At 44.7% G+C, this 14,145-nt stretch carries 13 protein-coding genes; 2 read left to right on the top strand and 11 right to left on the bottom strand.

What is annotated here, in order from left to right:
- Window positions 1-33: 33 nt before the first annotated feature.
- From mmgD to GXP75_RS13185, 7 genes are all read right to left on the bottom strand, one after another.
- Window positions 34-1,152 (bottom strand): citrate synthase, encoded by a 1,119-nt coding sequence (mmgD, locus tag GXP75_RS13215; protein ID WP_150223204.1) that lies wholly within the window; start codon window positions 1,150-1,152, stop codon window positions 34-36.
- Between the two features lie 88 nt (window positions 1,153-1,240).
- On the bottom strand, window positions 1,241-2,374 hold the full coding sequence (locus GXP75_RS13210; protein ID WP_063638522.1) for an acyl-CoA dehydrogenase: 1,134 nt from the start codon (window positions 2,372-2,374) through the stop codon (window positions 1,241-1,243).
- Between the two features lie 37 nt (window positions 2,375-2,411).
- The gene (locus GXP75_RS13205) at window positions 2,412-3,263 is read right to left on the bottom strand and encodes a 3-hydroxybutyryl-CoA dehydrogenase (protein ID WP_242556990.1); all 852 of its coding nucleotides are present in this window, start codon (window positions 3,261-3,263) and stop codon (window positions 2,412-2,414) included.
- Window positions 3,264-3,291: 28 nt separating this feature from the next.
- Entirely contained in the window at window positions 3,292-4,473 is a 1,182-nt protein-coding gene (locus GXP75_RS13200) for an acetyl-CoA C-acetyltransferase (RefSeq protein WP_003325490.1), read from the bottom strand.
- Between the two features lie 245 nt (window positions 4,474-4,718).
- On the bottom strand, window positions 4,719-5,462 hold the full coding sequence (locus GXP75_RS13195; RefSeq protein ID WP_242556989.1) for a glycerophosphodiester phosphodiesterase: 744 nt from the start codon (window positions 5,460-5,462) through the stop codon (window positions 4,719-4,721).
- A gap of 110 nt (window positions 5,463-5,572) precedes the next feature.
- Complete coding sequence (locus GXP75_RS13190; RefSeq protein ID WP_242556988.1) at window positions 5,573-6,196, bottom strand: N-acetylmuramoyl-L-alanine amidase family protein; 624 nt, start codon at window positions 6,194-6,196, stop codon at window positions 5,573-5,575.
- Between the two features lie 22 nt (window positions 6,197-6,218).
- Window positions 6,219-6,521, bottom strand: a complete 303-nt coding sequence (locus tag GXP75_RS13185; protein WP_150223200.1) for a hypothetical protein — start codon at window positions 6,519-6,521, stop codon at window positions 6,219-6,221.
- Between the two features lie 456 nt (window positions 6,522-6,977).
- Between GXP75_RS13185 and GXP75_RS13180 the strand changes: the two genes are divergently transcribed.
- Both GXP75_RS13180 and GXP75_RS13175 read left to right on the top strand, forming a co-directional pair.
- Window positions 6,978-8,096, top strand: coding sequence for an NADH-dependent flavin oxidoreductase (locus tag GXP75_RS13180; protein ID WP_242556987.1), 1,119 nt, complete (start codon window positions 6,978-6,980; stop codon window positions 8,094-8,096).
- A gap of 164 nt (window positions 8,097-8,260) precedes the next feature.
- The gene (locus tag GXP75_RS13175) at window positions 8,261-9,118 is read left to right on the top strand and encodes a manganese catalase family protein (RefSeq protein WP_242556986.1); all 858 of its coding nucleotides are present in this window, start codon (window positions 8,261-8,263) and stop codon (window positions 9,116-9,118) included.
- A gap of 165 nt (window positions 9,119-9,283) precedes the next feature.
- Here the strand turns inward: GXP75_RS13175 and spo0A are convergent, their stop codons facing one another.
- From spo0A to argR, 4 genes are all read right to left on the bottom strand, one after another.
- On the bottom strand, window positions 9,284-10,081 hold the full coding sequence (spo0A, locus tag GXP75_RS13170) for a sporulation transcription factor Spo0A (protein ID WP_010789174.1): 798 nt from the start codon (window positions 10,079-10,081) through the stop codon (window positions 9,284-9,286).
- Window positions 10,082-10,362: 281 nt separating this feature from the next.
- Complete coding sequence (gene spoIVB, locus GXP75_RS13165; protein WP_242556985.1) at window positions 10,363-11,643, bottom strand: SpoIVB peptidase; 1,281 nt, start codon at window positions 11,641-11,643, stop codon at window positions 10,363-10,365.
- 194 nt (window positions 11,644-11,837) lie between these two features.
- Complete coding sequence (gene recN, locus GXP75_RS13160) at window positions 11,838-13,568, bottom strand: DNA repair protein RecN (RefSeq protein ID WP_106044169.1); 1,731 nt, start codon at window positions 13,566-13,568, stop codon at window positions 11,838-11,840.
- Window positions 13,569-13,602: 34 nt separating this feature from the next.
- Window positions 13,603-14,052: an arginine repressor ArgR gene (gene argR / locus GXP75_RS13155; protein ID WP_003325480.1), complete on the bottom strand. Its 450-nt coding sequence runs from the start codon at window positions 14,050-14,052 to the stop codon at window positions 13,603-13,605.
- Between the last annotated feature and the right edge of the window lie 93 nt (window positions 14,053-14,145).

Here is a 14,145-nt window from a genome sequence, read left to right as displayed (position 1 = left end):
TCCTTTCGTTCGTTCAGAATCTCTGCTTTTAGCTCACTTACTGTTCATATGCCTCGCTCCCGTGTAATGGACGCGCGGGCGGAATAGGCGATTATGAGCGTGCTGCTCCATGACATGGGCGCATAAGCCGACCGTTCTGGCGCTGAAAAAGATAGGCGTATACAGAGGGATCGGAATCCCGAGCATCCAATACACCGGCGCCGCGTAATAATCTAAATTTGGATACAACCCTTTTTCTCTGAGCATCAGTTTTTCACCTGCTTCACACATGACGTACAGATGGTCGTCCCCAGCCTTGTCGCATAGCTGCTGCAACGCCTCTTTCATCATGAGCGCCCTCGGGTCCATTTTCTTCATATACACTCTATGGCCGAATCCCATTATTTTTTCTTTCTTTTGCAGCTTTTGTTCTAGCAGTCTTTCAAAACCCGGCTTTGTTCCTGCTTGCAAAAGCATATGCATGACAGCCTCGTTCGCCCCTCCATGCAGGTTTCCTTTCAAGGAAGCGACGGCTCCCGTTAACGCGCCGTATAAATCTGACTGCGTGGAAGCGATGACTCTGGCAGTGAAGGTTGAGTTAGGCATCTCGTGCTCGCTGTACAGCACAAGAGAGCGGTCGAATATCTGTTCCTCCAATTCGTTCGGCTCTCGGCCTGTGATCATGTATAAGAAATTCGCACTGTAGGATAAGTGTTTTAAAGGCTGCATAGATTCTTCTTGATGGATAATCCGATAACTATTGGCCACAAGGTTTGGCATTTTCCCCAAAAGCTGATAAGCACGGTGTTTGTTCACTTCCGGCGAGCGGTCGTCAATCTGGGGATCATAGCCGGCAAGGGCCGAAATCCCAGTTCGCAAACCATCCATCGGGTGTGTGTTTTCTGGGAGCAGCTTAAACATACTGAGAATGTCAGACGGCAGATCACATTCGCTTTCCACATTCGTTTCAAGTGATTTTTTTTCATGCTCATCCGGCAGCGAGCCTTCCAGAAGCAAATGAACCATTTCCATGTAGCTATTTGTTTTAGAAAGTTCAATCAGATCATAGCCTTGAATTAATATCTGGCCCGCCTCGGTATCAAGGTAAGAAATTTTTGTTTCAGCCGCAATGACGCCATCAAGCCCAGGTGAATATTTTTTATCGTTTTCCATTTTCATCATCCTCGCTTCACAGATTTTTAGTCCAAAATGGTCTGTTCTGACGTTGATCATGAAGGTTTGGCAGTATATCAGAGGTCGATTATTGGAGTATATATTTGGAGATGATTTGTCTTTGAATTTCATTTGTACCTTCATAAATTTGTGTTACTTTCGCGTCACGAAATAATCGTTCCACCGGATAATCCTTGGTATAGCCGTATCCCCCGTAAATTTGAACAGCATCTATCGCCGCTTTCATCGCCGTGTCCGTGGCAAATTGCTTAGCCATGGATGCTTCCTTTCCGCATTTCAAACCGCGGTTATGAAGGTCGGCCGCATGGTAGACAAGATGTTTTGATGCCTCCGCTCTTGTCGCCATATCTGCAAGTTTAAAAGAAATGGCTTGATTGGACGCTATGGGTCTGCCAAACTGCACACGCTGCTTTGAGTATTGGACGGAATAGTCGAGAGCGGCTTCAGCGATTCCGAGTCCTTGCGCCGCGATGCCGATCCGTCCGACATCAAGATTTGCAAGCGCGATTTTAAACCCTTCACCTTCTTGCCCTAACAGGTTTTCCGCGGGAATTTCAGCATTATCAAAGATTAATTCTGTTGTGTTGGAACCGTGCAAACCCATTTTTCTTTCTTTTTTCCCGATTATAAAACCCGGCGTGTCTTTTTCTACAATAAAGGCAGAAATGCCCCTTGTGCCTTTTCCCGGTTCTGTGAGGGCAAACGTGACGTATGTATCTGCCGCGCCGCCATTGGTGATAAACATTTTTGATCCGTTTAATACATATTTTCCATTCTTTTTTACTGCCGTTGTACGAATGCTGCCAGCATCTGATCCCGAGTATGGCTCAGTCAGGGCAAACGCGCCGAGGTATTCACCTGATGCAAGTTTGGGTATATATTTTCTTTTTTGCTCTTCTGTTCCGAAATACAGGATCGGATTCGTTCCGACGGATGTATGGACAGATAAAATGACTCCGATCGCAGCGCTGACTTTCGAAATCTCATGAATGGTCAAGATATAGGATGTAATATCAGCTCCCGCTCCTCCAAATGTTTCCGGAACAGGAATACCCATCAGACCGTACTCACCCATTTTCCGTATCAGCTGCAAAGGAAATTCATCTGTCATTTCCATCGTTTCGACAATGGGAGCTATTTCTTTTCTGGCAAAATCACGCACCATTTTCCGCATCATCACTTGCTCTTCATTAAAATACACGTCGGCCACCCCCGGATGGATTTACTTAGGAAGCTTATTACTCATAGGCATAAAACCCGCGTCCGCTTTTTTTGCCAAGCCATCCTGCTTTTACATATTTGCGCAGCAGCGGACATGGGCGATACTTGGGATCACCGAGCCCTGAATGCAAGACTTCCATAATGTAAAGACACGTATCCAGCCCGATAAAATCTGCCAGTTGAAGCGGACCCATAGGGTGGTTCATTCCAAGTTTCATTACTTCATCTATTGCCTCCGGGGCTGCTACTCCTTCATAGATGCAATAGACCGCTTCATTGATCATAGGGAGAAGCACCCGGTTAGACACAAACCCGGGAAAGTCATTTACCTCAACAGGCGTTTTTCCCATCTTTTCAGATAGATTTTTAACTGTTGCAAATGTCTCATCAGAGGTGGCCAAGCCGCGAATCACTTCTACCAGCTTCATAACCGGCACCGGATTCATAAAGTGCATGCCGATGACGCTTTCCGGCCGCTTCGTGACTGCCGCAATCTCCGTAATGGGTAAGGAAGACGTATTGCTGGCTAAAATGGCATGCGACGGACAGATATGATCCAGTTTTTTGAATAGTGCTGTTTTCGCTTCCATGCTCTCTATGATCGCCTCAATCACAAAATCAGCATCATTCGCGTTTTCCAGATTGTCGGTACAGGAAATTCTGTTTATGATGGCTTCTGTTTCCTCCTCTGTTTTCCGGCCTTTTTCCGCATCTCTTGCCAACTGTTTCTTTATGATGCCAAATCCCTTTTCAACAAAGTCCGGCTTCAGATCGTTCATCATCACATTGAAGCCTGCCTCAGCGGCTGTTTGAGCGATTCCCGCTCCCATTTGTCCCGCACCTACTACCATGATTTTTTTTATTTCCATATTTATCTCCCTTTGCGCAAGATAGATTTCAATGGACCCGGATTAATATAGCGTCACCTTGGGCGGCCCCGCTGCAGATGGCAGCGATGCCTAAACCGCCTCCCCTTCGCTTCAATTCGTATATCAAAGTCATAAGTATTCTTGCGCCGCTTGCTCCAATCGGGTGTCCAAGAGCAATGGCCCCGCCATTCACGTTTACCTTTTCACGGTCCCATCCGACGATTTTTTCGCATGTCAACGCAACAGAAGCAAATGCTTCGTTAACTTCGAATAAGTCGATATCCTGAACCGAAAAACCGGTTTTTTTCAGCAGCTTATTGATGGCAAGCCCCGGGGCCGCAGCAAGACATGATGCTTCTTGGCCGACTGCTGCGAATCCGAGTATCGTCGCCAGCGGTTTCTTTCCGAGCTCGGCGGCTTTTTCTTCTGACATGAGCACAAAAGCTCCCGCCCCGTCATTTACTCCCGGTGCATTGCCGGCAGTGACCGATCCCTCCTTCGAATAAATCGGCGGCAGCTTAGCAAGCTGCTCTAAACTGGTCTCCCGGCGCAGACCTTCATCGGTATCCGCTGTTTTCGTCTTCCCTTTTCGGTCAACCCAAGCAACCGGCACAATTTCCTCTTTAAACTTCCCTTCATCAATCGCATGAGCAGCCCTTTTCTGGCTGCGCAGAGCCCACTCATCCTGCTCCTTACGGGTAATTCCATATTCTTCAGCCGCAGTATTTCCATGAACAGCCATGTGAACCTGATCAAAAGCACAGGTTAATCCGTCATAAACCATCAGATCCTGCATTGCAGCATCCCCCATACGGGCGCCCCAGCGTCCAGCCGGAACGGCATAAGGAATATTACTCATGCTTTCCATTCCTCCAGCTACAAGGATATCCCCATCTTGAGCCCTAATGATTTGATCCCCCAAGGTGACCGCCCGAAGACCTGATGCGCATACTTTATTAATCGTTTCAGTCGGCACCTCCCACGGCACCTCCGCCAAACGGGCAGCCTGGCGAGACGGGATTTGGCCTGCGCCTGCTTGAACGACCATGCCCATAATGACTTCGTCTGCTTGACTCCCATTGATTCCCGCCCGGTTCAAAGCTTCTTTAATGGCGATTCCCCCAAGTTCAGCAGCCTTCAGCTCCTTTAAAGCCCCGCCAAATTTACCAAAAGGCGTTCTTGCGGCACTCACGATGACTGTTTTCGTCATGATTTCACCCTCTCCTTACTTCTTTAATCTCCACATCGTTGCGTATGGGAGAAACAAGACAGCGCTTACAAATGACGTGTATCTTACCAATTACTTTTACCCATACATCATCCTATTTGAATGTTATGCATCGGCAAATCCGTTATGAATTGTTAACCAATATAAAGACTTGTCCACACATGTAAGCGCTATCACTGTTATGTAAATTGCAGACTGCCGAGAAAACACGGCAGCCTGATTTCATTTTAGCATAAAGTATCTTCATTATGGGCAATAGAAACGGCTTTTTCGGGAAAATCTGTAAAAATCCCTTCTGCTCCAGCCTTAATCATCCATTTCATGTCATCTGCATGATTGACCGTAAAAGGCCTGAAGGCAATATGTCCGGCTTTTAGATTTTCTATGATCTCATCGGTTACTGCCGGAGTGTGGAGTTTCGGATGATAACCGGATGCCGGAATGGCGTTCACATATTGCTCAGGCTTGTAAATCACATCTAATGTTAAAACCGCCCGTTCTATTTCGGGCGCAAGCCTGCTGCACAACGCAAGGCTCTCATGATTAAACGAGGACAAAATAATCCGTTCCTCAATGCCGAAGCGCTTAATCTGCTCTAATACTTTTTCTTCCATCCCCTCATAACGGAATACACTGTTTTTCAATTCTATGTTAATAAGAAAATCAGCTTTTTCCGCCCATGACAGGACGTCAGAAAGCAGCGGCACCTTGACATCCCCGTACTCCTCTTTCCGATTGGCGGAGGCAGTGGCTGATCGGATCACATCATAAGCCGTATCCTTCACAAAACCTGCAGCAGTCGTCGTTCTGTTGAGCTTCTCATCATGAATGACGACAATTCGGCCGTCTTTTGTCAGCTGCACATCCAGCTCAATACCGTCCGCGCCAGCTTCAATCGCTTTTTCAAACGCGAGCATCGTATTTTCAGGGAAATGCCCGGAAGCTCCCCGATGGGCAAAAATCTTCGTCATTGTTTCACCTCAAAGCCATTCTCAGCATTTTTCTTTATTATAAATGTTTTGGCCCGGGTGATCTAGAAACCAATGCTTTTTTACACTTTCTTAATATTGGCGGCTGAACGCTACTTCGCGTAATACGTTTCAATTCCTCCGACAATCGCGTCGGCAGCCTTCTCTTGATATTGGCCGCTATTCAGCTTTTCCGCATCAGAGCTGTTTGTGATAAAACCAAGCTCAGCTAATACACTTGGCATCTGTGAATATGTAATAACATAAAATTCCGCTTCCTTGACGCCTCTGTCTGTCGTATCTAATGCCGGCACCAGCTCATTCTGAATATCGGCCGCTAAGCGTTCACTATTTTCCGCTTCGTAATCAGAATTAAAATACGTTTCAGTCCCTGAAGCTGAAGAAACACCTGAATTTGCATGAATGCTGACAAACAGGTCAGATCCGTTCATGCTTGCTTTTGCGACTCTCTCCTCCAAGCTTAAAAAGGTATCGTCTGTTCTTGACGCAACAGCCGTTGCACCCTCATTTTTGAGCTTGTCTATTACATCATTAGAGACAGCCAGGTTGATATTTTTTTCGAATAATCCATTTCCGACGGCTCCGCTGTCAGAGCCGCCGTGTCCCGCATCAATATAAATGGTTTTCCCTTCAAGCGGTTCGGCCGCCTTGGCTTCCGGGGCCAGCACCAGAGCCGCCAGCCCGAATATCGCCAAGCTTTTATATAAAACTTTCACGTTACTCTCCCTCCAGGTCTCTCTATAAGTTCTCGTTCTCTTTAATATCTTCAAGCTTCAACGTTCCGTTATCGTCTTTTGTATATTTCACCTGTACTTTCGTATAATCGGGGAGTGATTCACATTCATTCCGCTTATTCTTGGGCACCTCAATCATTTTTTCTTCGCCGTCAATATTCACCGCTATGGTATGGCGGTCTGCCGCCCCAATATACTTCCCTTCCTGTGTAAATTTCGGGGAAGAATCAGCCTGATTTGCGCTTGCCGCCGCTCCGCACCCAGCCAGCATCAGGACACCGAACAAAAGAAGAACTGTTTGTCTCACGTGATCACCTCTTAATTTCTTGTTCGGCTCTATCTTTTACCAGAATAATAGATTTGTAAAGGACGCCGGTTAGCCCGGCTTCATTTCCATAAATTTATAAAGGGCTATCCTACCTGCTGATTTCCTATTGTTAGAAAGAAAGCAAGCTGAATCGTCCATGAATATGTCTCTATATTTGAATGTCATTTGCAAAAATTAACGGAAATGAACGACTTTTTCATCATTTTTCAAAAATTTGCGGCAAACTAAAAAAAGAGGCCCGCAGCCTGAGCTTTTCTTACGTATTTTGTATCAGAATGGAAGCGTGATGAACGACGGTGAGGAGTCAGCTAATTTTCATCTAACCATCAGACATTTTTTAATTGATTCTGAAAGGCATAAGCAGAACATTTGCATTAAATTTAAGATGTGGGCTAGAATACTCTCGAGTTAACTGACAGAAAGAAGATGATGATATTGAAGAAAAAGTATGAACCTCTGTTTGAGCCATTCACATTTCCAAGCGGTGTAACAATAGATAATCGTATCGCGGTTGCCCCGATGACCCATTATTCTTCAAACGAGGATGGAACCATCTCTGACCAAGAACTTGACTATATTATTCCCCGTTCAAAAGAAATGGGAATGGTTATCACAGCTTGCGCCAACGTAACGGCTGACGGAAAAGCATTTCCGGGCCAGCCGGCAATCAACCAAGATTCACAAATATCCGGCTTGAAAAAGTTAGCTCAAGCCATCCAAGCGCAAGGATCAAAAGCGATTGTCCAAATTCACCACGGAGGCATTGAATGCCCTCCTGAACTTGTGCCGAATCAAGAAGTTGTCGGAGCAAGTGATATATTTGATAATGGCAAACAAATCGTCCGCGCCCTTGAAGATCATGAGGTCGAAAATATCGTAAAAGCGTTTGGAGAGGCAACAAGACGCGCGATTGAAGCAGGCTTTGACGGCGTGGAAATCCATGGAGCGAACGGTTACTTAATTCAGCAGTTCTATTCTCCAAAAACAAACCAGCGCACAGACCGTTGGGGAGGAAGCGCTGAGAAACGTTTAGCATTTCCTCTCGCTATAGTAGATGAAGTAAAAAAAGCCATTGCCTCCCATGCTAAAGAGCCCTTTGTACTCGGCTACCGTCTGTCTCCGGAAGAACCGGAAACTCCGGGGCTTACAATGGCTGAAACCTTTACACTTGTTGACGCTCTTGCAGAAAAAGAACTTGACTACCTGCACATATCGCTTATGGACGTCAATTCTAAAGCCCGCCGAGGAGCAGATGAAACACGCACCCGTATGGACTTGCTGAACGAGCGTGTCGGAAACAAAGTACCGCTAATTGCAGTAGGCTCAATTCATACTGCTGACGAGGCATTGCAAGTTATCCAAAGCGGCATCCCGTTAGCTGCCATGGGACGAGAAATTTTAGTTGATCCCCAATGGCCTGCGAAAGTGAAAGAAGGCCGTGAAGAAGAAATCGAAACCATTATTAAATTGGGAGATAAACCGAAGTATCATCTGCCTGAACCTTTGTGGCAAATGATTATAAACACACCGGGCTGGGTGCCGTTCGAAGATTAAAGCTCATATTTTAGACTGTCGAAATTCATTCGGCAGTCTTTTTTAATGTAATCCTCTGTTTAGTTGCATCTATGCATCTGCCAAAGACAAATGCGTGAATAAAAACACCATTAAGCTGAACAATAATAGCTGAATAAAACTTATGTGAGAAATGAGGTTTTTTGATGTACTACTATAAAGAGGAATTAATCAATGTGATTACACCTGATCAGCCTGATCCCGAAGCCGCAAAAGTATTACAGGAAATATTAGGCGGTCACTTTGGCGAAATGCGGACAATGATGCAGTATTTCTTCCAAAGTTCAAATTTCAGAGGAAAAGATAACCAATACCGTGATTTGCTTCGCGGTGTATTTTTAGAAGAAATTGCCCATGTAGAGCTTGTTCAAAACACGATCAACCAACTATTAAATGATTCAGGCGAATCCTCCCGTCCGGGAAATGCAGGAGCTGATCAGGCGCCTCTTGACGATGCCGTCAGACATGCAAATCCGCATCATTATATTATTGGCGCTCAAGCTTCCCTTCCGGTTGATGCCGCCGGAAATCCTTGGAACGGTTCTTGGGTTTACAGCCACGGCAACCTGATTGGTGATCTTCTTGATAACCTGGTGCTTGAATCAACGGGCGTCCTTCAGAAAACCCGCATTTATGAGATGAGTTCAAACAAAACCTTCCGTGAAACACTGGCGTTTCTGATTGTAAGGGATAACGCGCATCAAAACGCTTTTGCCAAGGCGCTTGAAACGCTAGGTGTAGAATGGGGTAAGCTTTTTCCAGTCCCGAATTATGATATTGATAAATATCCGGAATGCCGAAAATATGTAGAGATGGGATATCACAATGCCCAATTTAACTTTAGACTCGATCCAACAAGAATACAAGAAATTTTCCAAGGCCAAACGCCTAGCCGAAATAATGAAACCCTTGCTGTCACAGATCCTCCGAAAGGATTCCCTGTTCCGACGTTGCCTGAAATGCCTAATGAGCACAGCCCAGGGACAAGAGATTTGAATTTTTAAATTGAAAACAGCATCGCTCACAGGCTCCGGGATTGTACCCGGGGTTTTTCATTGTGTATTTACAGACGAAATAAAGACCAACGAACTGGATCATTGGTCTTTGGGAAACAGTTTATTTGGTTTGGAACTGCAATGGAACTTTCAGCAGAACAAGGTGCTACCGGTTTAGCTTGCTTTATGCTCAAGTCTCAGCTTATCAGCCACCATCGCAATGAATTCTGAATTTGTAGGTTTTGCCTTCGTCATACTCACTGTGTACCCAAACAATGAAGAAATCGAATCAATATTCCCTCTGCTCCATGCCACTTCAATCGCATGGCGGATCGCTCTTTCTACACGGCTTGCAGTGGTGTTGAATTTTTTGGCGATATCGGGATAGAGCACTTTCGTGATGCTGCCGAGCAATTCGATATCGTTATAGACCATTGAGATGGCTTCGCGCAGGTAGAGATACCCTTTAATATGTGCCGGGACGCCGATTTCGTGAATGATGCTTGTTATGCTGGCGTCGAGATTTTTCCGTTTCGGCTCATGATTTCTTATGATGCTGCCATGTGATGAAGGCGCGCGATGTGTCACACTGCTCGAATTTCCGCTGACTTGGCGGATATGCCCGACAAGGTTTTCCATATCAAACGGCTTTAGGATAAAATAAGACGCGCCTAAATCGACGGCTTTTTTCGTAACGTCTTCCTGTCCGAACGCTGTCAGCATGATCACATTCGGCTGTTTTGAAAGATCTGACTCCCTGAGCCGTTCCAATACCGCAAGTCCGTCTAAATGCGGCATTATAATATCTAAGACAAGAACATCAGGATCTTTTTCTTTAAATAAAGACAGGCATTCCTGGCCATTATAAGCCACGCCGATGACTTCCATATCTTCCTGACCCTCTATATATTCACTCAACAGGCTTACGAGCTCTCGATTATCATCAGCAACACAAACTTTAATTTTCTCCACGTTTCTTCCTCCCCCAATGTAGTTAACAGGACAATTCCTATTAAATGACTGCTACATGATAAATTCGACAAAACCACTATATCCCCTTTAAAAAAATCATATTCACCAATAATAGTGGTATATCTTTGTTTTTCTATGTTATTCTCTGTTTTTCGACTAAAAATTAAATTTGACAAACAAGGAAACGTGAATTTGTCGAAAAATCTTCATTTTCATTTTACCGTAATGCCCAGGAGAAGTGAAGCGAAATTACAGCAAAAAAACTGCCGGATATCCGGCAGTCAGCTTGCTTTTTCTTTTCCGTAAATATCAATTCCCGCTTCTGAAAGCATCCATTCAATGTGGACGCCGTAGCCGCTTGTCGGATCATTTACAAACACATGTGTGACAGCTCCGACAACTTTTCCGTTTTGGATAATGGGACTTCCGCTCATCCCCTGTACAATTCCGCCGGTCTTTTTTAATAATTTCGGATCTGTTATTTTTAAGACCATTCCTTTTGTGGCCGGAAATTTTTGCGGTGTGGTGCTGACAATTTCAATATTGAATTTCTCCACTTTGTCGTTTTCAATGACGGTTAATATTTCGGCCGGTCCTTCTTTCACTTCATTTGATAAAGCAACAGGAAGCGCTTTGTCTGAAATGTTGTTCTCAATCGTCTGGTTTAATGTCCCAAAGATGCCGAACGGGCTGTTTCTGTTAATATCGCCGATAATGTTTCGATCAGAAGAAAATCTTGCAAGTTTTTCTCCGGGATTTCCGCCTGTCCCTTTTTCAATCGAAGTGACGGTTGACCGAACGATTTCGCCATCTTCCACAACAATCGGTTTTTTCGTATCCATATCAGAAATCACGTGGCCAAGCGCACCGTATTTTTTTGATTTAGGCTCATAAAAAGTCATTGTGCCGATTCCGGCAGCAGAATCGCGGATATATAGACCGATCCGATACATCCCTTCCGCTTCGTCTTTTTCAGGCACAAGTTTTGTTTTGATTTTTTGTTTGTCCCGCTTAATCAGAAGATCTAACGATTCTCCCGTTTTGCCCGCTTTTTGGATAAAAGGAGCAATATCGCTCATCTTTTCAATTTTTTGTCCATTCATTTCAATAATGATGTCGCCTGCTGTAATTCCGGCTGATTCCCCCGGAGATTTTTTGCCTTCCTCTGTATTCACTTGATGGAATCCGACAACGAGCACACCGACAGAATGCAGTTTCACACCGATGGATTGTCCGCCGGGAACGACTTTTAAATCAGGAAGGACTTGCACTTTTGTTTTTTTGATTGGAAATCCGGCAAGATCATATACTAATTCTGATTTCCCTGCTTTTTGGCCTGTTATTTTTGTTTCGTGCTGATCCTTTTGCAATGTGAATGCTTCTGATAATTCTTCCTCTTGACCGCTTACTGATAAGTTCGTTTCAACGGCTTGTGTTTGCGTTTCGAATACTCTCATTTGCGTTGGAATCAGTAAATATTCTTTAAATGGTTTAAAAAAACCTACACTTAATAAAGAAACAAGGAGAATTACACCTACTGCTTTTCTAATGTTATCGGGCATTTATTTACTTCACTCTCCTCGCTCCTATCCCACACCATTCTTTCTTTATTGATTGCTGCTACATCATTACTTTTGCCTTCTCAGCCTTGATTTATAACTGGCATATAAAGAAAAACATTGGATAAACTGATAAAGGAATGGATGTCCTGCGCTAAAAATGCCATAAAAAAATAAGCTGCCCGTAAAAGAGCAGCTTATCCTGTCGTTTTCACCTGATTGGCTTGTTTTAAAAGTTCTTTCGCATGCCGTTTGGTCAGATCGGTCACCTCGACTCCGGCAATCATCCTTCCGATTTCTGCCACCTTTTCCTGCTTTGACAACGGAGTGACATGAGTCGTTGTTCTTCCGTCTTTTGATTCTTTCGCAATTAAAAGATGGGTATCCGCCATAGCGGCGACCTGAGGCAGATGGGTGATGCAAAGCACTTGGGATCCCATTGACACCTTATGAATCTTTTCGGCGATCGCCTGAGCGACTCTTCCGCTGACTCCTGTATCGACTTCGTCAAAGATGATTGACGTTACATCCTGCTGTGAGGAAAAGATGCTTTTCAACGCAAGCATCACCCTCGACAACTCTCCGCCGGATGCTACTTTAGAAAGCGGTTTTAGCGGTTCGCCCGTATTGGTCGAGATCAAAAACTTCACCATATCTATTCCTTGATCAGTCAGTTGGACCGGCTGTCCGTTTACAATCGGAGCTTCTTCACTGCGCGGTGCCGTCCTGATAAGAAATTCTGTATCAAATGTTGACTTCTCCATATAAAGGCTTTTCAGCTCCTGCTGAATTTGAACAGCCAGCTTTTTCGCCCACGCTTTTCTGATTTTTGAGACGTTTGACGCTTCTACCGCCACATCTTTACCGACAGAGTCCAGCTCCTGCTTAAGCGTTTGAAGGTGGCTGTCTCTGTTTTGGATTTGGTCAATCTCTTCTTCAATTTTTGAAGCGTATTCCAAAATGTCTTCTACTGTAGCGCCGTATTTACGTTTCAGCTGCTTGATCTCATTTAAGCGGGTTTCAATAAAATTCAAACGCTCCGGATCGTACTCAAGCTCATCCAGCATGTTTCTCATTTGAAATGTAGAATCTTCAAGCAGATAATAGGAGTTAGAAACACTTTCTGAAAGTTTTTGCAGCGGTTCATTGATGTCGGATATATCGTCAAGCTGGCTTGACGCCATGCCGACCCAGTCCAATCCGCCCTGCTCATTGCGAAGCGCATTATAAGCATTTTGCAGCGCCTCATAAATCTTTTCGAAGTTTGAAATTTGCAGGCGTTCCTCTTGCAGAATATCGTCTTCATTCAGTTCCAGACCCGCTGATTCAATTTCATCCAGCTGGAATTGAATTAAATCCAGCCGATGGGCCATTTCCTGCTCGCTTTCAGACAGCTGCCTAAGTTTTTTCAGCACCTTCATGTAACGCTGATAGCCTTCCCGATAAGCATGGAGCGCGCTGTCAGCCTCTTCTCCGGCAAACTTGTCCAATAACTGAAGATGTTTATCGTCTTCCATCAGCAGCTGATTATCGTGCTGCCCGTGAATATCTAATAAGAGCCTGCCGATTTCCCTTAGCGCTGCAATTGTAACAAGCTTACCATTGACGCGGCACACGCTTTTTCCGTTGGAATTTATATCACGCCTCAACACAATCATATCATCTGATACATCAATCCCCTGTCCATGGCACACCTCAAAAACAGGATGTCCGCTTTCTAAAAGAAACAGCCCTTCAAGTTCGGCTTTCGTTTCGCCGTACCTGACAAATTCAGAAGATCCACGGCCTCCAACAAGAAGAGAAATGGCATCAATAATAATGGATTTACCGGCACCGGTTTCTCCCGTTAATACAGTCAGCCCCCGTTCAAAAGAAACCGTCAATTCTTCTATAATGGCAAAGTTTTTTATTGATAGTTCAGCTAACAAACAGCATTACACCTCTTATCATTATAAATTTACGCTACAGAAGCTCCAACAGGCGGCTTTTTACGCCGTCGGTATCATCAGGCGTCCGGCAAATGATTAATATGGTGTCGTCTCCGCAAATGGTGCCCATAATTTCATCCCAATCCAAGTTGTCCATAAGCGCGCCGATTGCCTGCGCATTTCCCGGCATTGTTTTGAGCACAATCATATGGCTCGCAGAATCAATTTTAACGAAGGCGTCCATCAGCGACCGTTTCAGCTTAGAAAGCGGATTGAAACGCTGGTCAGCAGGAAGACTGTATTTATAGGAACCGTTATTCGTCGGCACCTTTACAAGATGAAGTTCTTTTATATCGCGGGAAACGGTCGCCTGCGTTACCTTGTACCCGTCTTGCTTAAGGATGTCGACTAGTTCATCCTGTGTTTCAATTTCATTGCTGGTAATGATCTCTCTGATCTTAATATGCCTCTGGCCTTTATTCATGTAAGCACCTCAGTTTTACAGCTTTTCTGTTCATTCTATGTTATATGATTCCTTAAAAAAAGTACACGAATGCAGAAAAAAGGAATAATAGCG

Source organism: Bacillus sp. HU-1818 (assembly GCF_022695965.1).
Taxonomy (GTDB): Bacteria; Bacillota; Bacilli; order Bacillales; family Bacillaceae; genus Bacillus; species Bacillus atrophaeus.
Note: the sequence above shows the minus strand (reverse complement) of the source record. Positions and strands in the feature narration are given on the sequence as shown.